The organism is Dysgonomonadaceae bacterium zrk40, from assembly GCA_016916535.1.
Taxonomy (GTDB): domain Bacteria; phylum Bacteroidota; class Bacteroidia; order Bacteroidales; family Dysgonomonadaceae; genus Proteiniphilum.
On the sequence record CP070276.1, the window covers coordinates 596,942 to 619,591 of the forward strand.

Annotated in this window: 17 protein-coding genes; all 17 read right to left on the minus strand. The window is 39.0% G+C overall.

Annotation, left to right across the window (positions count from 1 at the left end; genetic code table 11):
- Window positions 1-295: 295 nt before the first annotated feature.
- The 17 genes from JS578_02665 to JS578_02745 all read right to left on the minus strand — a co-directional run bounded on the left by JS578_02665 (window position 296) and on the right by JS578_02745 (window position 22,256).
- Window positions 296-1,000, minus strand: coding sequence for a hypothetical protein (locus JS578_02665; GenBank protein QRX64179.1), 705 nt, complete (start codon window positions 998-1,000; stop codon window positions 296-298).
- Window positions 1,000-4,017: an N-6 DNA methylase gene (locus JS578_02670; protein QRX64180.1), complete on the minus strand. Its 3,018-nt coding sequence runs from the start codon at window positions 4,015-4,017 to the stop codon at window positions 1,000-1,002. The genes JS578_02665 and JS578_02670 overlap by 1 nt, the downstream gene beginning before the upstream one ends.
- Before the next feature lie 149 nt (window positions 4,018-4,166).
- Window positions 4,167-7,022 carry a bifunctional fucokinase/L-fucose-1-P-guanylyltransferase gene (fkp, locus tag JS578_02675; protein QRX64181.1) on the minus strand — a complete coding sequence of 952 codons (2,856 nt, stop codon included), beginning with the start codon at window positions 7,020-7,022 and terminating at the stop codon, window positions 4,167-4,169.
- A 17-nt stretch (window positions 7,023-7,039) separates the two neighbouring features.
- Complete coding sequence (gene gmd / locus JS578_02680; protein ID QRX64182.1) at window positions 7,040-8,131, minus strand: GDP-mannose 4,6-dehydratase; 1,092 nt, start codon at window positions 8,129-8,131, stop codon at window positions 7,040-7,042.
- Between the two features lie 16 nt (window positions 8,132-8,147).
- On the minus strand, window positions 8,148-8,894 hold the full coding sequence (locus JS578_02685) for a glycosyltransferase (GenBank protein ID QRX64183.1): 747 nt from the start codon (window positions 8,892-8,894) through the stop codon (window positions 8,148-8,150).
- Window positions 8,891-9,853 (minus strand): NAD(P)-dependent oxidoreductase, encoded by a 963-nt coding sequence (locus tag JS578_02690; GenBank protein ID QRX64895.1) that lies wholly within the window; start codon window positions 9,851-9,853, stop codon window positions 8,891-8,893. Before JS578_02690 ends, JS578_02685 begins: the two co-directional genes overlap by 4 nt.
- Window positions 9,854-9,855: 2 nt before the next feature.
- Window positions 9,856-10,965, minus strand: a complete 1,110-nt coding sequence (locus JS578_02695) for a glycosyltransferase family 4 protein (GenBank protein QRX64184.1) — start codon at window positions 10,963-10,965, stop codon at window positions 9,856-9,858.
- Window positions 10,966-10,975: 10 nt separating this feature from the next.
- A complete protein-coding gene (locus tag JS578_02700) occupies window positions 10,976-11,998 on the minus strand; it encodes a hypothetical protein (protein QRX64185.1) in 1,023 nt (340 codons plus the stop codon).
- Window positions 11,967-13,166, minus strand: coding sequence for an O-antigen ligase family protein (locus tag JS578_02705; GenBank protein QRX64186.1), 1,200 nt, complete (start codon window positions 13,164-13,166; stop codon window positions 11,967-11,969). The genes JS578_02700 and JS578_02705 overlap by 32 nt, the downstream gene beginning before the upstream one ends.
- A 3-nt stretch (window positions 13,167-13,169) precedes the next feature.
- A complete protein-coding gene (locus JS578_02710) occupies window positions 13,170-14,300 on the minus strand; it encodes a CapA family protein (protein ID QRX64187.1) in 1,131 nt (376 codons plus the stop codon).
- Window positions 14,300-15,463 (minus strand): glycosyltransferase, encoded by a 1,164-nt coding sequence (locus JS578_02715; protein QRX64188.1) that lies wholly within the window; start codon window positions 15,461-15,463, stop codon window positions 14,300-14,302. Before JS578_02715 ends, JS578_02710 begins: the two co-directional genes overlap by 1 nt.
- 2 nt (window positions 15,464-15,465) lie before the next feature.
- A complete protein-coding gene (gene murB / locus JS578_02720; GenBank protein QRX64189.1) occupies window positions 15,466-16,323 on the minus strand; it encodes a UDP-N-acetylmuramate dehydrogenase in 858 nt (285 codons plus the stop codon).
- 149 nt (window positions 16,324-16,472) lie between these two features.
- Window positions 16,473-17,771, minus strand: a complete 1,299-nt coding sequence (locus tag JS578_02725; protein ID QRX64190.1) for an oligosaccharide flippase family protein — start codon at window positions 17,769-17,771, stop codon at window positions 16,473-16,475.
- Window positions 17,772-17,789: 18 nt separating this feature from the next.
- Window positions 17,790-19,022, minus strand: a complete 1,233-nt coding sequence (locus JS578_02730) for a UDP-N-acetylglucosamine 1-carboxyvinyltransferase (GenBank protein ID QRX64191.1) — start codon at window positions 19,020-19,022, stop codon at window positions 17,790-17,792.
- 16 nt (window positions 19,023-19,038) lie between these two features.
- A complete protein-coding gene (locus JS578_02735) occupies window positions 19,039-20,322 on the minus strand; it encodes a nucleotide sugar dehydrogenase (GenBank protein QRX64192.1) in 1,284 nt (427 codons plus the stop codon).
- A 234-nt stretch (window positions 20,323-20,556) separates the two neighbouring features.
- The gene (locus JS578_02740) at window positions 20,557-21,531 is read right to left on the minus strand and encodes an SDR family oxidoreductase (protein QRX64193.1); all 975 of its coding nucleotides are present in this window, start codon (window positions 21,529-21,531) and stop codon (window positions 20,557-20,559) included.
- Window positions 21,532-21,854: 323 nt separating this feature from the next.
- Entirely contained in the window at window positions 21,855-22,256 is a 402-nt protein-coding gene (locus JS578_02745; protein QRX64194.1) for a hypothetical protein, read from the minus strand.
- Window positions 22,257-22,650: the final 394 nt, after the last annotated feature.

A 22,650-nucleotide genomic window follows, 5' to 3' on the forward strand; every position in this document is an offset into this window, starting at 1 on the left:
ACTTCCCTCTCTCTTTAAAACAACTTTTATTCAAAAATAAATCAGTTTCTTGAGATCGGCGAATTGACTGAATTCAAGAAACAAAGCGGCCGCCTGTTATATTTCCCACTGGTCTTTTGTATTATAGTCCTTGGCTACCAGGATCCTGAATCATACAGGGTCTAAGAATAAATACGCTCTTTGCTGAATGCCGATCTCCCAACGTTGAAAGCGATCATCCTGTTTTTTTTTATAGACCTTGGCATGAAGCTTCGACCATGGATAATGTATTGTATCAAGATCTGTAACTTTATGTTTAACTGAGAGTAAGATCTATCCATAGATGCTTTAAATTGATATTATCTCCATTCAGCCTGCTAGAAACAGAATTGTAGCACGTTAATTTTCTCTTTGTATAATCCTTAACAAGTAAATCTTCATTTTTCCATATCAGCTTGCTATCACTGGCCAATTTTATCTGTTCTTTTATCCATTCGTTCACTTTTCTGAACCAGTATGCAGAAGAGTCAGTCTGTATGTATCCAATCAATCCTGCATATTTTACGTCCCTACCGTGACGTCCATTTTTAAAACGTTCAATTCCTCCAGAATTACTAATACATATTGTCTCTTGATACTCACCGTGAACATACTCTTTTTTCCTTTTCTTCGGCAGCTTTGAATTTAGTCTCTTTGCCTCAAATTTAACTAACGCCGGATAATCATCGCTCCAGATATCATGATCCTGTGCATAAGCAGAAGTTCCGAAGACTGCAAAGTCCGTAGATGTTTCTTCTTTTGTACTTTCTTTATTTTGATGATGAAAGTAAAACGGATACTCACAAGGTTTGTGGAAATTCAGACATTTACAAAGACTGTTTGTGATTGTGTTTTCATTTTCATCTATTTTAGCATCAAAGGAAGATAGAGTTATAACAATATATTCAAAAATCTTATTGACGATAGTATGATCCTGTGCACTGGAAAGTTTTCCAAAAGTGTTATCAAAGGTTTTCTCCATTACTTCCCCTGTTTATATAAATCCAAAAAAGTTTCATCGGCATCCCTTATAGCGATGGAACGGAGCCAGTATCTTTTTTGGTTCGGTTTATAAATGAATATCACATTCTTATGGTAAACCTTTACGATTCTTCTCACCCAAATATTATATCCCTGCCTGCTTTCCATCAGATTTCCCAATTTGACCTCTATTTCTTCAATACTTGCGGGAATATCCGTCTCCGGTTTATCTCCCAGAACAAACGGGTAAGCGACAAACTCATTTCCAACGATGGGCTTAAACGGTTTAAAAGCGTCATAAACTGAATTCAGAATGCTGCAGAAAAGAACACCATACGCTTCCAAATCATATTTATCCGGACGGTTTAGCACGACACTTTTTTCTCCAAGTTTTCTGAATTCAGAATAATAAACCGATATATCGGAAAGTAATATTTTTTCAATCGCATCAAATTCTATTTCTTCTTTGGGGTAAGGAAGTGAGAGGATATCATTTTTTAATGGAACACCTTCTCTTGTCGTGATAATTTTACCGCTTAACAGCCATAACAACGCAGCATAAGATTGATTATTCTTGTACCTTTCTTCAATTTTCTTTAAAAATAACTTGTCCGATACCGGTGCGTGAATACCAAAAATCCCGTCTTTGAAAGTTAAATAATCGTCCCTGTATTCAAGAGGAATAGAATTTACCCCAACTTGCTCTTTAATTAACAGATGTGGAGGTTGAAATATCTCTTTATTCTCCACTCTGGGCCACAAAAAATACTTGCTTTCACACGTCGTTACTGATCTAATTCCTTTTTCAGTGAAACGACCTGTTTCTACATAATTAAACCCGGTAATCCAATCTGCTTTATGTTTTTCTTCAAGAAGTATAAACTCCCTTTCTTCGTTATCTGTTCTGTTCCCTTTCAGAGATAATTGCTTAACACGTCTTACGCGTTCTGAATCAGAGGATTCCTGCCATCCCTCTCCTGTTTTCCAACCATGATTCTGTTCCTTCTCATCGAGGTATTCTCTCAAAGTCCTCTCCTTGCCAATTTTATCCAATAAATTATGCAATCTTCCACCACCCATGAAATTGGCCTGCCATACGCTTGCATTGTTAATGGCAGAGACATGTGACACCTTATGAATATCATAGCGATCTATCTCGAAGTAAATTTTTTCTCCTGATACTTTTGTTCGTCTAAAGATATAGTGAAAACAAGGCCTGTTTTCAGGTTCACTCTTCTCAGCAAAAAAAGCAACAACAGGGGGTTTTGCTGCCGAACTGCTTCCAATGAATAACTTCGCTCTAAGGGGGGAAAAATCGAATATGCGCTTCACGTGGTATCGTTCCATTAAAAACCGTCTGAAATCATGAGAACCAACATTATACAATGTGGGGCCGGAAGGTAGAATCAGACAACAATTACCCCCATTTACAAGTAATTTAAATGATTGTTCCAGAAACAACAACGCTAGTTGATTATCCGGTATGATGGGACGCCCTGGAGAGTTCTCTCTCTCACTTTTATCAACTTTGTCAGCCCAATATGTTAGTTTAGATTCAAAAGGAGGATTACCAATAACAAGTTGAAAATCAATCTTTAAATTCCCTTCACCTAAGGATTTAAAGAAATCTCCTTTGAGCAGGTTCGTACCCACAAGATTATCAAAATGCACATTCCCCCATATCTCTTTTGGTGATAAAGAATCCAATAACGCCAGGCTCAGGCTGAAGTAAGTCAGCGTAACTGCCTCATCCTCTATATCACATCCATAAATATTATTCTGTAAAAGCTGTTTTAATTCTTCGACATCCTCTTTCCCTGGTTTCTTCCAATTGTTTTCCAGACGCCACCACTGGATTATTCTTTTGTAGGCACCCACCAGAAAAATTCCAGATCCGCAAGCAGGATCCAATATTGTAAAATGTTCTTTCGGAACATCCAACGGCATGCATTGGTCAATCAATAATTGAACAAGGTATGGTGGTGTATAGACAACTCCTTTTTTCTTTTGTCCGTTCTCATCAGCCAGAAAATCTTCATAAATATGACTGATCAGCTCAATAGGAAGATAGTTAAACTGATACAGTTTCCAAAGGCTCATCTGCCCCACACTCTGACTTTTTTTTGAGAAAATTTCCATATCACCCATCACAAAATGCTGTAAAAGGGTGAGATCAATTCTCTTTTTGAGTGTTTGTTGTTCTGTGTCACTCAACTGAAAAATTTGTCCGTTAAAATTCTCTTTCTTAGAAAGCTCATTCAATACAGCCAGGAAAGTATCAGGGTTGTCTAAGACCCCCTCCAGGGTAGGATTTTCAGGGTTAAAAGTCCGATAGAATTCAGCCGGATTTAATGCCCCTTTCCCCTCATCATCCACTCTCTCTTCCAGATATTTGATGAGGATCAACATCATTAACAATCTCTTCACCAGAGAGGCATGCTCCTTTCCCACATGAGAAATAATAATTGATTTTACATTACTTAACTGCTTCAACAACTGTTGATATGCACTATCCTGATAATTAAATTTCTTTCCTTGCTCAGACTCCCAAAATAATCCCGAATCAAATTTCCGTGCGTTGTAAAGATCTAATTTCTGTTGTGCATCACTCAGTAAGTTTATCAGATCATGGTGTGATGTAGTAAAATTATTTGAATCGTTTGAAGAGGGCTTCTTACTACAATTAAAGACCAGCACCTGAGACGCTCTGAAAATAAAACAAAAAGGCACTACTCCGGCATTCCAAAGTTGATGATGAATATCTGCATCAGAATCATTATTCCGTTCCACGCCGGATTTATCGTAGAGATAGATTTGCGGTTTTGGAGGTCTGTTGTCCTCATAAAACCGAAAATAAACAGCAGTAGCCCCAAACTCATCAGCCTGTTCTAACGCTAGAAAAAGATCCGGATTTTTCTCCTCTTTCCTTTTAGAGACAAAACGCAAGCCAATGGATTCATTGTCCATTCCTAATTTAGACAAAGCATCGTTGAAAGTTAGTTTCTCTTTGGCACTCATTTTACGCTTCTATTTGTTTTATCACATCACCTGCATTTTCGTTGTAAACTTAATACTTTGCTAACTAAAATCCAATTATTTATCTAATATTTATCCTTATTAATAAAACATACTCAGAGTCTTTTTCTATGTAATAGCTGAAAGCGACATTACGACCTCGACACCTGGAAACCTTTGTGGGAAAGTTGCATCTCCACAAAACGGGCTTTATCGTTCGGCCGGTTCTCCTCTAAAATCTTACGGATCCGCAACGCAGCGTCCGGATCTTTGGCAACCATATAGATGTAGCCCCCACCGCCGGCACCGGGTAGCTTGTACCCAAGGGTATAATCTTTGATCAGATCAATGATCTGTGCCACACCCGGGGGATTGGTCCCTTTGTCCAGCGCATTGTTCTGCTGCCAGCTCTTCAGGATCAGTTTACCGTAAAGGTCAAAATCCCCCCGTTGGATGCACTCCGCCATATCCAGGGCATGTGCTTTCATCTCATGCAGGATGGAGAGATGATACCCTTCGTTCAGGAACATGGACCGCACAATCTCACCCAGGATATTCTTTGCCACACGGGTGATGCCTGTATAGTACAACAGGTGACAGGGAGTCTGCAATGAATCCCTGAAGATGGATTCCGGCAACCAACTCACCTGTGGTTGTTGCAGAAAACCACTCTCCGATTCAAGTAACTTCACACCATGCAAGATGCCGCCATACTGATCCTGCCAGCCACCACCACTGGTGAGCAACTGTTCCAACACCAACGTGATCGTTGCAATCTCCTGTTTGTTCCATTGCAGGCCACAGAAGTCGTTCAGTGCACCCAACACCGTCGCCGCCAAAATAGAACTGGTGCCCAAACCCGACCCTGCAGGGATGGCTGAAAGCAGGGTAACCTCTATCCCTGCACCAAAAGCTTTCAGTTGTTGCTCCAGTGAATCATACCGTTCACCCGCGAACTCAGGCAGAAAGCCACAAAGTGCCAATGCTGCCCGGGGAATGGAGAAGGGTGAGCCCAGCTTGCGGTAGTCCCGCAACTCCTCAAAAGTCTTCACCACCTCCGTTGCACCCATATCAATGGAGCGCAACACGATGTGATGCTCGGCACAAGGCTTCACATAGACCTGCAATGGAGGCTGTCCGTTCAGTTCTATGGCCATGTTCACAACACTCCCACCCGCGTAGAGCGAAAAAGGAGGCGTATCGGTCCACCCTCCGGCAAGATCAATTCTCACCGGACTCCTGCCCCAGACAATCTGATCGGGAAGCGCTGCCAACTTCGGAACACGCTTCTCTCCCGTCACGGCGTTGATCAACCCGTTTCGCAGTAGCGAAAAAGCTTCTGACTCCTCCTTCTCCGCATTCAGGCTGTCGCCCCGCGACGAGAAAAGACGGGAACGGAGCATCCTGTTGTGAATCTTTTGCATGCTATCCGTCTCTTCGTGAAGAGCCCCGGGCACAGGCAACTGCAAACGCGCATAATCTTCCGCAACATCAGAAAGATCGAGCTGATAAAACACACTCTTCTCGTAGTTCTGATCCAACATCGGATAGTTCTTACGTCGGTATTCCGACCGTTGGGCATATAATCGGGACAGTGATGCCCTATCCATCAACGCATCGGCTGAAAAGCGTGTGGAGCGAAGCCAGATATCTTTACCTTCAGCGGATAAGGGTTCCATCCCGATCATCCACTTAAGCACTTGCTCCATTTCTTCTTTTGATTCCAAACAGGGGAAAAGCGGACATTGCTGGAGATCAATCCCGTCACCCCCCAGCAGGTCGGAAGTCAGTTCTCTTTCTTCCAACCACTGACCAATCGGGCGACCCATCCAGATCGTCTCCCTGCTACCGACACTCCCATTGAACGCATCATTGATTCCATAGGGACGAACCACATAACCTGTTTCATCCACCGGTACCATGTCGATGCAGATCCCCTCCGGAAGGTTCACCTGCCAGTCGTTCTCCGGCACCCCTGTAATCACATGATCGGCCGAAAGTCGCCAATGCTTCCCGACGCAAGCATTCTCAATCCATATGTTGCGATTGCTTTCCGTGAAGGAGATATCCACCAACGCGTTCTGGGTGAAGATGGCAGGGTTGGGCTTAATCTTACGGTGCATGATCAGTCGCTGGTCATACACCTTGTTCTGAAGCGCCAGGGTAGATGAGATCATCTCACGACTGGTGCCGTAATGGTAAAACTCACCGCCATTCAGGGGTAGAATCTTTACCGAAAGGTTGTTGATTGCTTCATCTTTGATGGAAGGACGATTACCCAATGCCAGTCCAAACTCGCTGTAAAGGTCATAGAACTGCATCTGCTCTCCATCCCTGTAAGAGCGTTCCCGCAAAAGCTGTACCGCCCGGTCGCTCAGCAACCAGAGGCCGATGTCCATCAGGAAAAAGTGGGAATGCGATAGATCCTCCAAATCACGCAAGGAGGGTTTCTGAAGCATGCAATCCAGTTCTTCAGGGGTCTCTCTTCGTGCAGCGAACACTCCGTGGCGTGTTGCCAGTGAAGCATCCACCCACAGACCATAACAGATCACATCCGCTTCCGGAATCTCCTGCAAGGGCTTCTCAACATGAATGTACACGTCACCGCTCACCACCAGCGTACGCAGTGAAGCGGGCGACTGCTGCATGATCTTCTCATAAAGCGGCAGTTGGAGACTCAGCAGGTCCTGCGACAATCGTTGCCCCCTTGCCCAACGAAATACCGGCACAGGGAGACTTATCTTCCCCGTCACCGCATAGGCAGGGAGGCGACGACTCAGACCACCGGCATGAATCAGGATACGCTTCTCTGCAGACAGCCAGTCGTTAAAATCTACACCCGGATTTTCATCCCGGTAACACTCTTCCAGCAACCAGGTCGTACCACTCCCCGATCCCAACCGTTTGTCCCGAGGGTCCGAGGTATAAAACCACTCCTTCCCACTTCGGTGGTGAAGTTGGTGATAATCCTTTACGGCATTGGGGGGAAGAGAAAGCAGTCGTCGCATCGCTGGTTCAACCAAATTTATTGTAAATCCTCGTCAATCTCCGCTTTCAGTTTCAGCTTACGCACGAAACGCATATCGTGTGCCACCATCTTCTGTACCAATTCGGGGAACGAGGTCTTGGTCGGGTTCCAACCCAACAAAGTTCTTGCCTTAGTTGGATCACCCAGCAGTTGCTCCACCTCGGCCGGGCGGAAGTACTTCTTGTCCACCTCTACCAGCACCTTACCGGAAGCTGCGTCAATCCCTTTCTCGTCCACCCCTTCACCTTCCCAACGCAGGGTGATGCCCGCTTCAGCGAAAGCTAGTGTACAAAACTCCCTGACCGAATGCATCTCGCCGGTCGCAATCACAAAGTCCTCCGGTTCGGGGTGCTGCAGAATCATCCACATGCACTCCACGTAATCCTTCGCATACCCCCAGTCACGCATTGCATCCAGGTTACCCAGGTAAAGCTTGTCCTGCATCCCCTGAGCAATTCTCGCAGCCGCGATGGATATCTTCCTGGTAACGAAAGTCTCACCCCGTCGCTCACTCTCGTGATTGAAGAGGATGCCATTCACAGCATACATGCCGTACGACTCACGGTAGTTCTTCGTAATCCAGAAACCGTATAATTTGGCCACACCGTATGGACTGCGCGGGTAAAAAGGAGTCGTCTCCTTCTGCGGTACCTCCTGCACCAGACCGAACAGTTCTGACGTGGAAGCTTGATAGATACGGGTACTTTTCTCCAGTCCCAGGATGCGCACCGCCTCCAGCAGACGCAGTGTACCCACCGCATCCGTTTCGGCCGTATATTCAGGCACATCAAAGCTCACTTTCACGTGACTCTGGGCAGCCAGGTTGTAAATCTCATCCGGTTGAATATTCTGTATTACCCTGATCAGAGAACTGGAGTCTGTCATATCCGCATAGTGCAGATTGATCAAACGTTTCTGATGCATATCCCGTACCCACTCATCCAGGTAAAGATGTTCAATCCTACCCGTATTAAACGAAGAAGACCGCCGCAGCAGTCCGTGAACTTCGTATCCTTTTTCCAGCAGGAATTCCGCCAAATAAGACCCATCCTGTCCGGTGATACCTGAGATCAATGCTTTTTTTGTCATAATATTATTGGATCAATTATCTTTTAAGTTCAAAAATTTTGTAGAGATACTTCAGGCTCAGCATAAATAGATTGGTATAGATACCATATTTCCTGCAAGCTCTTACAATCTCCTTGTTTAATGTAACGCGACTATTGAAATTCTCCGTGCTAACCCCACCGGTACGCATGGTCACGAAATCCTTTTTGATGTATTTATATTTTATCTTCTCCTTATACAAATAGCGAATCAATAAGTCGTAATCCGAAGCGATTTTGTAATCCAACGCATACAAACCATATTTGTCATAACACTCCTTTTTCATGTAGAAAGAGGGATGAGCCGGCATAAATCCAAATCTAAACAACGAAGGTTTGAATACCGATGAAGAGTAATAGCGTACGCTTTTAGATAGATTATCAGGAGAAACAAAATGCACATCTCCATAGAGGGCGTCAATATCGTTGTTCTTGAACGAATCTACAACTGTTTGAATTACATCATCTGAAGTAAAAAAATCATCTGAGTTCAATATCCCAATCACATCCCCGGTTGCAGCTTGAATCCCCTTGTTCATTGCATCGTAGATGCCTTTATCCGGTTCCGAGATAATTTTCTCTACTCTGTTTGGAATACCATTCACAATCTCGAGCGTATTATCCTTCGATGCCCCGTCAACGATGATATGCTCAATATCATGATAGGTCTGATTGTTTATAGACTTCACACAATCCGCAATATGTGCTGAACTATTGTAGGTTGTTGAAATGATGGAGATCTTCATGGATTTTGTTTTAACCATTCCAACGTTTTCTTTATTCCTTCTTTTCTTGTAAACGGGAGATTTGGTGCCAATTCCTTAGTATTGGATAAATCCAGTACATTATCAGTGGTCATATTTTTTAAACGAAATGATGTCATTGGAAAATTAACACCCACTTTTTTCAAAACATCTCCACCTAGTGCTGCTATTTTTATTAACGAATATGGGATTGTTTTAATTTTTATTCCCAATTCTGTCCCAATCTCATCGGCCCAGGTTCTAATGTTTGTGGGATCATAATCGCCTAAATAAAAAACTCCACTCTGAATATTTTCATAAGGTGCATTTAAAATTGAGTCGATTTGATAGACTATATTTTCAATGTATCCGTAAGTTTTTGTGCAAGCTGTATGGCCAATATGAAAATAACGTTTATCAATAACCATATCAAAGAAATTCCTATAAGGTACACCAAAACCAGGCCCCCATATTGATGTTGGCCGAACAATTGCCCATTCAAAGTTAAGTTTTTCTCTTCTAATAATATTTTCCATTTCAACCTTACTTTGACCATAAATGGTTGAGGGGTCATAATCGGTTGGATGATTTGGAGAGTACCCTGGTTTACATACCAACATAGAAGATGTGAGAATCACCCTTTGTATTTGTTTTAATGTGTTACAAGACTTTATTAAATTTAATGTTCCATATGTATTTGTTTTATATTCGTTTAAAGATTTCCCATTTAAATCAGTCCTTGCTGCCAGATGTAATACATAGTTTGGATTAAAATTTATTACTTCTCTCTCGAGTTTTATTCTATCTGTTATATCTATATTCTTCCAGTATATATTTTGATTTAAGATATTTGGAGCATTTAAATCAAGATTTAAAATATCGCAGTTTTTTTTTGCAAAATGTTCTATTAAGTTTGATCCAATAAAACCTGAACCACCTGTTATTAATATTTTATCTCTCATCATTAAATTTTTAATATTGCAAAATAATAGTTTTCATATTCAATAGCCATTTTTCTAGCATTAAAATGATTTTTAATTGTATCAATGCAATTTGACGAAAGTTTATTATAGTCACTATTTAATAGTTCTTTATATGAAAGAAAAAAATCATTATAATTGTTATTATCAAAGATTTTCCCTATTTCACAATTAGCCTTTTCAAATATTTCCTTATGTGAAGGAATATTAGACAATAAAACAGGAGTTCCAACTGCCATTGATTCTAAAACAGCATTTGGCATCCCCTCGTGTAGTGATGCAGAAATAAAAAAATTACTGGCTTGCAAATAATCTTTAAGGTTATTAATTTTTCCTACAATAATTATATTATCATATTTTGAACACTCTTGTACAATTACCGGATCAACAAAACCTGCAATTATTAAATAACTATTTAATAATGAATTTGCTTGAAATGATTTAATTAAGAACTCAATGTTTTTTCCTTTAAGTTGACTAGAAACAGTAATATTGATTGTTGCTATAATTGGAAGATTAAGCAATTTTCTTTTTTCAGTTATTAATTCAAAATTAAGTCTTTCAGAAATTATTTCTGTATCTAAACTATTTACGATAGTATACGATTTAATTAATAATTTTCTCAGATAATTATGCACTGCGGTTGAACATGCTATTATGCTATCAAACTTCTGGATATAATATCTATGAATATTACCAAAGATGGTACCAAGAAATGAACCCCAAACCATTTTCCAATTGAATAACAAGGTATTTCTAACGGTTGTAATTTTGAATACATTTATTAGTTTACTAGATATAATATCTGATCTAAAGCCAAAACTTTGAATTATATCTATATTATTATCTGTAATTATTTTTTGTATCTCAGTATGAGCAAAGAGGATGCTTTTAACTTCTTTAAGTTTTAAATCGAAAATTACTACCCCCAATTCGAGAAATTTAGAATGGAGTGATTTATCAAAAGAGGTCTGAGATATAGTAACGATATATGGCCTAATTTGTTCTTTGTTGATATATTTGCACAAATATAATAGTTGTCTCACTGGACCTTGAACATTTAGGTTAGAAATCACATATAATACCTTAATCATATAATAATAATTAAATGATATTATTAATAAGATCTTCGATCATCCAACCTTGTGGATTAAATTTTCCAACATGCCATTTGAGCTGATCATCCCAGTAACCAGGACAATAATCATATGCATCTTGAAAAAAACCATAACTAATTTCGGCTATAAGAGGCTCTTTCTTAATATCATATAAGAAATCGAAGGTCAAACAATTGGTATTAAGTTTACTTACTACATCAAATGCAATTCGAATACAGCGTTCATCTATTTGATTTTTTTCGTATATTATATTTCCACTACCAGATGCCCTGAAGTCGTTTGATCGGGACATACGTTTTATTCCAAATGCTTTTTGTCCTATTACAACGATACGAATATCAAAATCATTATTCGGAAGAAATTCTTGAAAATAAACATAACCATTATCTTTTCCTTTGACTTTTTCGTAAGTGGATTTTTTGAACATTTTTAAGAATGCTATTGATACATCTTTAGCTTTGCTTTTTTTTGCTTTCCATTTTTTCAACTCATATATAAATAGTTCTTTTCGATTAAACTGCCTAAACCCCGTATTAAATGATTTATTAATCAGTTTCCTTGCATGAGAGGAATTTTTTACTAGTTTCACATTAGCTGAGCCAGCTCCCCCTTTTAATTTAAAAACCTTTGGAAAAGATGTATTCCTCATCCATTGTAATGCCTCTTTTTCTGAATAAAAAACCCACGATTTTATTAAAGGAGCTTCAATAGCTTCTAGTAAATATTTTTGAGCAACCTTATCATCGAAATGCCAACATGAATTTAAATTAGGTACAACTTTTTTATTCGCTGCCTCCAGAGAAGCAATTAACTTTATACCTATTTGATAGTCTATATGATGAGCATGTGAAAAATGCCAAAGCAAACCATCACAGTCTTTAAGATTATCTACAATATCATTAGAATGGCAATTTACTATTTTGAATGGTATATTATTAATCTCACAATATTCAATCCATCGTTTGCTGAAATATCCCTTAGTATTTGTGTAATGTATTGCTAGCTTCATTATTTCGGATATTATTTTTATTAAAAATAGGATTACAACTAATTATAGCAAAATATGCCCATACTAATTTTGAATTTAATCCTCCACCAGCTTTAAACCAATGTAATAAAAGAATTATTAAAATAACTACAGGTAAAACTGTTCTCCAAATATTTCTGTTCTGAAAAACACTTCTAGTAAGTCTTATTAGTAATATGATAAATGGTATAAAAGCAACAATCCCGCCAGTTGCAAGAACATAAAGGTAAACATTGTGGGGTTCATTTGATCCTATAAATGGAGAAGGTAAATGCTCTAAGCCATTCTCTCCAACACCAATTATTGGAAAATTTCTGAATGTTTGTAAAGCAAAAAACCATCTTTCAGATCGTCCTGTCGTATTGCCTGTTTCAATAAATTCGTTCCATCTTGTAGATAAAACTTCATTTTGAAGAAGATATTGATAAATAAAAAAGAAAGCAATTAATCCTACAAAAAATAATGGAAATTTAAATTTGAATTTCTTTTTCATTATTAGTAAATAAGCCAAAAACCCTATCATTAACAAAAGAAGTGCACCTTTTGAACCCGTTTTAGCAATAGTTTGTAGAAGTAGCGGCAAAAATAATATCAAAAAAAATCTTTTATTAGAGTAACCTAGAGGATTATCAATTAATATTGCAACAATAATCAACATAGAAATAACAGCTGACAATCCTATTATGTTAGGATTGTTCCCTAATAAGGATTCCCTACCCATATATCCAATATCAATACCAATCTGAAAAAAAGACATAAGTGATAAAAATATGCCGTTAACAATGATAATTAAAACAAGCGTTTTTATCAGTTTAGGTTCCTTATATATATCATTATATATGAGCCAAAATGAAACAATACAAGCTAGCAATGTATAATTTAGTGAAAACTTTGCGTTTGGAAATTTGAATGAATATAAAATTGAAGAAAATGTTATAATTAGCCATAACGCAATTGAAGGATAGATAAATTTTTTGGTATATCGCAAACTAAAATTTCTTGTCAATCCAAAAAGAGAAAAAATAACATACAACATTGCAAAAATCAAAGCTGGTCTGAATAAATCAGTACCTCCACCCCACGGTGACCAGTTTTCAAAACTTAGACTAAATAAATATATATACAAAAAAATCAATCGCAAACGTTCCATTTGTTATTTTAATTTATTTCTCAATATTATCCTCATTGCATCTAAATGTGATTCGCATCTCATAAGATTTAATATATTTTTATTAAAACTCTTAGTAACCAGCATTCTACTAATACCCAGCTTATTAAAAACTCGCCTAACAATATTATTTCCAACAGCGACTGCAGGTGAACATGAATTTAAATATTGATCAGAATATTGTTCGAGAAAAGTTTTCCAACATTCGTGCAATTTATGATTTTCTTGTATTATATCATTAAACTCACTTATTGAACGAAGCATTTTGTCTATTTCATTACCCTCTGACATGGAAACACAAAAGTTATTATCATCCTGATTTACATGGTATAACTTAAATGATATTGGTTTGCTTTTTTCTATTTCTAATTGTATTAATAAACCAGTATACCATTCTTTTTTAGTTGAAGGCAATGTAAAAAGAAAATTCCCTAAACTATATATAATTGGTACTCCTTTAAACATTTCGTGTCCACTAATGCAATGGGTATGATGACCAACTATAATATCAGCACCTTGTTCTGCATAGAAACGATACTGCTTTTGCATACGTGGACTCGGTAAATTATAATATTCGTGACCCCCATGCACAATCACAATGACTTTATCGTGAGATGATTTAGCTTCTCTAATCTGATTCGTGTTATCTATAATATCCATCGGATTAGCACCGGGTGAATCCTCTTCTGCAATTGACCACTCACTTTCACAGAAATTGATAATGGCTATTTTCAAACCATCTTTTTCGATTGACAAGTTTTTTCTTGCTTCTGTTAAATTGTTGCCGGCGCCAACGTATCTAATATTTTGTTGGATCAATTCACTAAAAGTATCAGTAATACCTTTGGCTCCATAATCCAAGATATGGTTATTAGCCATAGTTAGAGCATCAATCTTCAATTGGTGCAAGTATGGAAAGACTGTATTAGAAGACATTCTCAGGTGAGGTCCTGTCTTTGTGATTTTATGATGCGGATTATTTGGAGTAATAGGTGCCTCCAGGTTTATAATCCGGAAATCAACTTCATCAAACAAATCTTTTACGGATTTATTGATAAGTTTATTATTTTGAAAACGCTCATCAATAAAGAAATCACCAGCTATTAAAATTCTCATTAACTATTACTTTTATGATAACTTTTAAAAAATCCAATAGCACTTTTTAATATAATCGGTAAATCATTTACAATCTGTCTATTTCCTGTTTTTGCTTGAGTATAGGCCAATGTATAATGATCTGAAACTTTATCTAAGCTGAAAAATTCATTGAAACAATCAATAGAGAATTTAGAATTCATCGAATAAGACTCTTTGTCATATATTAACTTTTCGATGTTTCTTATGTTTCTATCGTTATTTAGATTCTCAAATGTGTTGCGTTCTGAAAAGTTCGTCTTGAAGGCATCTGTAAAACTCTCCTCATTAAGCAACACTGGAATATCTCCATTTTTATCAATCGCCAATATGGGTTTTCCCAATGAAGCAGCTTCCATCAGACCACGACCAGTACCAATTACAGCGTCTGCGAGATAAAGCATCTTTGAAGCCTCATTCGTAAATTCAGCATCAACTAAAAAAACAACTTTACCCTTCTTTACAAGTTCATCTTCTTGTAATTCAAGGAATATATTTTTGTCTTCAACAACCCCAATAACAAATAATTTCACATTAATACGTATTGAGTTTAAAACACGGATAAGGTTAATAGAATCATTTATACTCTTTTTATAACCAATCCCAATTCTGCAAATACGAATAAATACAAAATCATTAATTTTTTTTTCAATGGGCCAAAAATTATCATCCAATTTTAATGATCTGACTCTGTTAGGTATTAAATGAATATTAGAATTATTGTAATTAGAATTATTATTAAACCAATTTTTGTTTTCAATACTAAATAATATAAGATTATGAATATGGGGATAATAGTTTGGATTAGGACCACCACATTTATTAAGTATTATTTTATTTCTTCGGGTAGAAACGATTAATCTTACAATATTATAACCACCAACATCAAAGCAATGATAAATATCGGGATTGAATTCTCTCCTTGCTTTATTTATATCTTTCGATAGGGTTATAAGGTTAACTCCGTTAAAGAAAAAATGCTTGTAAAAAAATGGGTTTGATTCTATGATATCACTTCTGCCGGGTCCAAAAGAAATAATTTTAACATCATGTTGCTCTCCAATTTTTCTGGATATGTGATTTAAACTATGAAAATGGCCACCACGTCCATGTCCATGAACAGAAATGAAATAAAGTATTTTCATCCTCAAATAATTCGTTGTTCAACTTCTAAATCAACTCCAAATCTTTCTTTTACCCTTTTTTGTGCTTCCGCAATGATGGCTAAAATATCCTTGCCTGTTGCATTTCCTGTGTTTACTATAAAACCACTATGTTTTTCAGATATCATAGCTCCTCCAATAGAATATCCTTTTAAACCAAGTTCATCAAGCATTGGTCCAACAAAACGTCCTGGAGGACGTTTAAACACGCTTCCACAGTTGGGGTATTCGCGTGGTTGCTTTCCCCAGCGGACTTGTTTGGTTTCTTCCATTTTTGCTTTTACTTGTTTGGGATTTCCATTTTCCAGATTGAACCAGGCTTTAAGTACAATTTTATCGGTGTTTTTTTGAAAAAAACTATTACGGTATTCAAACCCAATGTCCTCTTTGGATATCTCTTTTATTTGCATGTCGTACAAATCGAGGTAACGTACATTTATTAAAATGTCCTTTATTTCGCCCTCTTTGGTACCAGCATTCATCACAACAGCACCTCCAACAGAACTTGGTATATCGTAATAAATTTCCATCCCAGACAAAGAAAAATTTAAAGCAACTTCGCTAAGTTGCTTTAACGTGGCTCCAGCTTCAGCTATAATTGAAGTTCCTTCTATTTTAATTCTATCAAAACAACCATTTAGAATTATGAATTCCTCCTCGTAATACTCTTTACTTAAGATAATATTATTACCGTTTCCAAGTATTACTTTTTCTGAAACAGAATTCAAATTATATAGATCTTTGAAATCTTCTTCATTTTCTGGAAACCATGCTTTGGAACAGACTGCATCAATATTGTATGCATTATAATTTTTAAGATTGAATTCTTTTATAAACTTCATCAAACTAAACTTTTTTATTAAAATAATCCATGATAGAGTCTGCTTTAAAATGTCCGATATGAAAGAAAACCATTATGTAAAAAACTGAACATCATGTAGTATTTTTGTTAATTTTTTATGAAAAAGATAAATTCAAGTGGACTCAATATTTAATTTTTTACATTAGGTTTGACCAGTTTGAGAACTCTTAGAACTAAAAATAGATAATAAAAAGATAATAATAAACTGTAGATACCAATTGTATATATAGGAGTTAATTCTAAATAACCACAGATTACAAAAACAAGAATAACCAAAACAACTCTAAATATATTTAGACTTAACTGGATATCCATTCGTTCATATACATTGAAAATATTTGCTACTGGAGCAGATAGAAAAGCAAATAAAACATATATTGAAAGTATTCTTGCATACAATCCTGCATCGGACCATTCAGCACCAAAGACTATTGAAAAAATCCATGGTCCTAGTAAAGCTATTAAAGCAATTGGAATTATACCGACTTTTAATAGCCTTATTATTAGTGTCACAGTCAGATTGTATATTTTTCTTGGATTCTCTTTTCCAAACTTTGATATCTCTCCAAAATACACTTGTGATACCGATTGACCTACCAAATCCATTGGCAAACGAATCATCGTATTTGCAAGTCCAAAAATCCCAACTATTTCTGCACCATGATAAAATCCAAGTAATAAGACAGGCAATTGAGCACCTGCCGAAAGCAATAACTGTGACCATGATTGAACTAATGGGAAACGTTTATATCGAATTGCAGCACTCTTAATTGCCGGAAGAGATAACTCTTTAAAGAACTCTGGTCTTGTTTTAATCAGTTTAGAAAAGATATTGGCTACTCCAGCAGTCTCACTAACGATATGACCAATCAATAATCCTAACGGTTTAATATTCAAAAGTCCTAAACCGATCTTTACAATTGATGAAGAAACACTCTGCGTTAGTTTTGTTCGCGTTATTAATTTAAAATCTCTATATCTGACAGCCCAGTTAGTTAGAGCTTCATAAATACCTTTTCCGAAAAAAACAATTGGCATTAACCATAAAAAAGATTTTAAGCCTTCTGAATCAAAATGAATCGAAATATATTCACCGAAAAGTAATATGAATAATAACCATAAAAGACTTAAAGTTATGGTAATAATAAAGCATAATTTTAAAAGATTATCGGCTAATTTTTCATCTCTTGCAACAGGTATGGTTACTGAATATCTTAAAGTTACTAATGCACCAGTTATGCCAATTATTGACATAAATACACTATAAATTCCATAATCAGCAGGTGAATAAATACGAGTTATTACTGGGGTTAATAAAATTGTTATCAACCTTGCAGTTATATTACCACTTGCAACAATTGCTATGTTTCTATAGAATGTATTTGCTTTAAGTTTTTCCCAGAATTCTATTAAATACTTCGTTAACATTGCAAATACATCTCCTTTTTATAGATAATTTAGTTTATTCAATTTCAATTTAATATCTTCGTATCCTCTTTCAACTTGCCAAGCATCTTCAATAATAGTTTCTCCTTCAGAAACTAATGCAGCAAGAATTAATGCCATACCTGCTCTTAAATCAAGAGCCTTAACAGTGGATCCCTTTAGAGTATTTCCACCATGTATTTTTAACAAGTCTCCATCAATAGTATACTTCATTCCCATTTTAGATAACTCCTCAACATATCCATATCTGCCAGGAAATCTTAAGTCTACGATTTTTGATTCTCCACTTGAACAAGCTCCATAAACTGCGAATAATGGTTGCATATCAGAATTTATTCCTGGATATGGACCAGTACTTATTTCAATCGGGTATGGTGTACCACCTCTTACTATTAAAGAATTATCCCCTTTAAAAAACTTCATTCCACTTTCACGTAGAAACACCAATGGCACTTCTAGGTGTTCAAATGGGAAATTTATAATTTCAATATCGCCATTTGTAATAACCGAGGCAATGGCCCATGTTATTGCCTCCATATTATCAGGTATCACTGTATGTTGAACTCCTCGTAAACGTTCAACCCCTTCGATAACAATACACTTTTGACCATACACCTCAATTTTAGCTCCCATTTTTTGAAGCATTGTTATTAAATCGAGGATCTCAGGTCTAATATGCGGATTCCAAACTGTAGTAATACCTTTTGCCAATGTAGCACAAAGAATAGAATTTTCTGTTGCACCCGTTGATCTTATTGGCAAATGTATATCACATCCTTTTAATCTACCTTCTGATTTGGTACATATATACCCATCTTCTTCCCATACTTTTACACCCATTTGTTCAAGTATCATAATATGTAAATCAAATTTCCTATCACCTAATTTACATCCACCGGGAAGTGGTACTTTTCCTTCGCCAAATCTTGTAGTAAGAGACCCTAAGATTAATAATGAGTTACGTATAGAACGCTCATCCCACAAGAGCTCATGACTAATTTCTTGATTTTCTTCGATACGCAAATAATTATCCCCCTCAAAACAGTTCTTACCCATTTTTTGAAGCATACCAATATGAACCTGCATATCTAATAAGCCATTGGGTGAACGGTATAGTTCGATAGGCTCATTAGTCAAAACTGACGCAGTCAAAAGCTTTAGTGCCGAATTCTTGGCACCACTTAATTCTACTTGGCCAACAAGTCTAGATTTATGTATTTTTATTGAACTCATTCTTAACTAAAATATTTTACAACTTCCCGTCAATCACCTCTTCACTCAACATCCCTTTCACATCATACACAACCTTCACGCCATTTGTGATTTGATTGATATCCAAATTTCGGAACTCGTTGTGTGCAACGGCTAAAATGACTGCATCAAAGGCTTCCTGGGGAAGTTCATTATGCAGCTCCACACCATATTCATGCTTTGCAATATCCGGATCAGCCCAGGGATCGTGAACGATTACTTTGGCATTGTACTCTTCCAATGTTTTGATGATATCGATCACCTTGGTGTTGCGCACATCGGGGCAATTTTCCTTAAATGTGAAACCTAATACCAACACTTTGGAACCAAGTACCTGAATCCCTTTCTTGAGCATCAGCTTCACCACCTGGTCGGCCACATACTCTCCCATCCCGTCGTTCATCCGTCTTCCGGCAAGGATGATCTCCGGATTATACCCATACCGTTGTGAAGCTTGGGCTAGGTAATAGGGATCTACACCAATACAGTGACCGCCTACCAACCCCGGTTTAAAGGGAAGGAAATTCCACTTGGTGCCGGCTGCTTCCAACACATCCTGTGTGTCGATGCCCATCTTGTTGAATATCTTGGCCAGCTCATTCACAAAGGCAATGTTGATATCTCTTTGGGAGTTCTCAATCACCTTGGCGGCTTCGGCTACCTTGATGGTGGGGGCCAGGTGGGTGCCGGCTACGATCACGGAGGAATAGACTTCATCTACGATCTTGCCGATTTCAGGGGTGCTGCCGGAGGTGACTTTCAATATCTTCTCCACGGTGTGTTCCTTGTCACCGGGATTAATCCGCTCGGGACTGTATCCGGCAAAGAACTCTTCGTTGTATTTCAGTCCGCTCACTTTTTCTACTACAGGGATGCACTCATCTTCGGTGACACCGGGATAAACGGTGGATTCATAGACAACGATGTCTCCTTTGGAGATCACTTTGCCCACTGTCTCGCTGGCTCCGTAAAGGGGGCGAAGATCGGGATTGTTGTTCTTGTCCACCGGAGTGGGTACTGCCACTACATAGAAGTTGCAATCACGAATCGCTTCAATATCGGTGGTGCAGCTGAAACCGTTTGCCAACGCCGACTGGAGCAGTTCATCTTCTACCTCGAGGGTGCTGTCGTGACCGCTCATCAGTTCATCCACACGCGACTGGCTCAATTCGAACCCAACGGTTTTATACTTTGTACTGAAAAGTCTTGCCAGCGGCAAGCCTACATATCCAAGACCGATCACGCAAATGCGTGGTTCAAAATACAATCCTTCTTCTTCCATTGATTATAATATTTTGCTACGTTTTAATTATCGATTTGATTAAGTTTAATTTCAGTATAATTTTTCTTGTTTGCATCTATTCTTTCATCCACAACTACTCATTCACTATATGATTTGAAACTCACTTCGTTCAAACAACAAATCATATTTAACGCTCATTTCATAGAGTGGATCCTGAAAGAATAGCTGAGACTTCGAAAACCAATACTGAAATTATTTAAAACTAAATAAAACCTACAGATTGTTCCAATACCAACTAACAGCCGCTTTCAATCCCTGTTTCATGGAGAACTGCGGATCATAGTCCAGCAGGTTGCGGGCCTTGTCGATATTGGCCAGCGAGTGGGGAATGTCGCCCGCACGGTTGGGACCGTGAAGGATCTCCACCTGGGCGATCTCCGTATCGAACTCCGAAAGATATTCTTTCAGATATCCCACAAGCTGATTCAGGGTTGTGCGCTCGCCATAGGCGGTATTGTAGACGGTATTGAGGGCCGCCGGATTGGCGGTCTCCATGGCGAGGATGTTCATCAGGATCACATTGTCGATGTAGGTGAAGTCGCGACTGTACTCACCGTTGCCGTTGATGACGGGCGACTCGTGCGCCATCAGCTTCTTCACGAAGAGGGGAATCACTGCCGCATAGGCGCCATTGGGGTCCTGCCTCCTGCCGAACACGTTGAAATAGCGCAAGCCGATGGTCTCCATTCCGTAGGTTTTGGAAAAGACATCGGCATAGAGCTCGTTCACATATTTGGTGATGGCATAGGGTGAGAGGGGTTTCCCGATCACATCTTCAACCTTGGGGAGCGACTGGCTGTCGCCATAGGTGGAGGAGCTGGCGGCATAGATGAACCGCTTGACGCCGGCATCGCGACTGGCCACCAGCATTTGCAAAAAACCCGACACATTTACTTCGTTCGATGTGATCGGGTCTTTGATGGATCGGGGTACCGAACCGAGGGCCGCCTCATGAAAAACATATTCTATCCCCTCGGTGGCTTTGCGGCAATCCTCCTGGTTGCGAATATCGCCTACCTGCAAGGTAAGCGTTTCGGGATATTTTTCCAACAGGGGAAGCAGGTTCTCGATCTTGCCGGTGGCGAAGTTATCGAGTACTTTTACATTGTGACCTCGCTCCAACAGCGCTTCAGTGAGGTTGGAACCAATGAATCCGGCACCGCCGGTAACCAATATCTTATGTCTCATTTAAACACACTTCGTGACTACCGGTCACAGGATTCAATCCGCGCGGCAGTCCATTTTTAATCCAAAGCAGTTGCAAAAATAGTGATAAAACCGTTCCGATGTTTTATTCTGTAAGAAAAAAACCATTTCCGGGAATTAATCTGCAATGCTTTGTCATGAAACGCAGTTGCTGCGGAATTGTTTGCGGAGGATATTAAGTTTTTGCAACATTTTTTCGGGTTGGGGTTGAAAGCGGGAGGGCCCGTCGTCACGACGGGCCGGTCTCCCTATAAAAAACTAGTCGCCATGCAAGGCCTCAATCGCAGGCCTTGTATCGTCGGGGTTCAGGGCGCTGCCCTGCCCAGGTAGAAGCTGTCGGACTGCTTCTTCAGGTCGTACGACAAGAGGTGGAGCCAGAAGTGGACCTGCTCGGCCTGCCAGTGGTCGGGCAGCCGGTAGCTGAAGCTGCCGCCACCGCGGTTGCCGGCTGTGAGGATATGCACCTCGGGGAAGCTGCCGGCATGAAACGCGATGACATGCACGATGTCGTTGAGGTTCCCCTTGTATTCGAGGGTGTCGGGCGGCACCTCCCAGCTGAACTGCGCCTCGCGTGTGTCGGGTTGGTAACGCATGCCCGCATTCGCGGGCAGCTGCAGCGTGCCACGGCAGAGCTGCACCTTGCCGTAGTTGAAGCGGTAGTCGGGATACTCCCCTTCAACCGCCTCTTTCGTGGCCCGGCCCACCACCTTGTTGTAAGCGTTCGGAACGTTGCCATAGCCCTGCTGGATGATGTGGCTCAAGTGCTTGAGCGAACTGCTTGCGATTCCAAAACGGCCGCGCCCGTCCTTCTGCGCCGGCGTGTTCGGGTTCTTTGGAATGACGTGCGCACGGCAATGCTGGATGCCGTCGGGGGTGACATAATAGACCACCTCGCCCAACTTGCCCTTCAGCTGTCCCAGATTCGTTGGATTTAATTGTGCCATGTTGAAAAAAATTTATGGGTGAAAAAAAATAATTTGGAAAATATTTGGGATAGGAATGGGCAAGACATCGGCCTCTGCCACTCCGAAAAATATTGGAGTGGAATTGGAGCGGTATTGGAGGGGCTTTGGAGGGGCACCGGCGAAATACCGGTCGTGA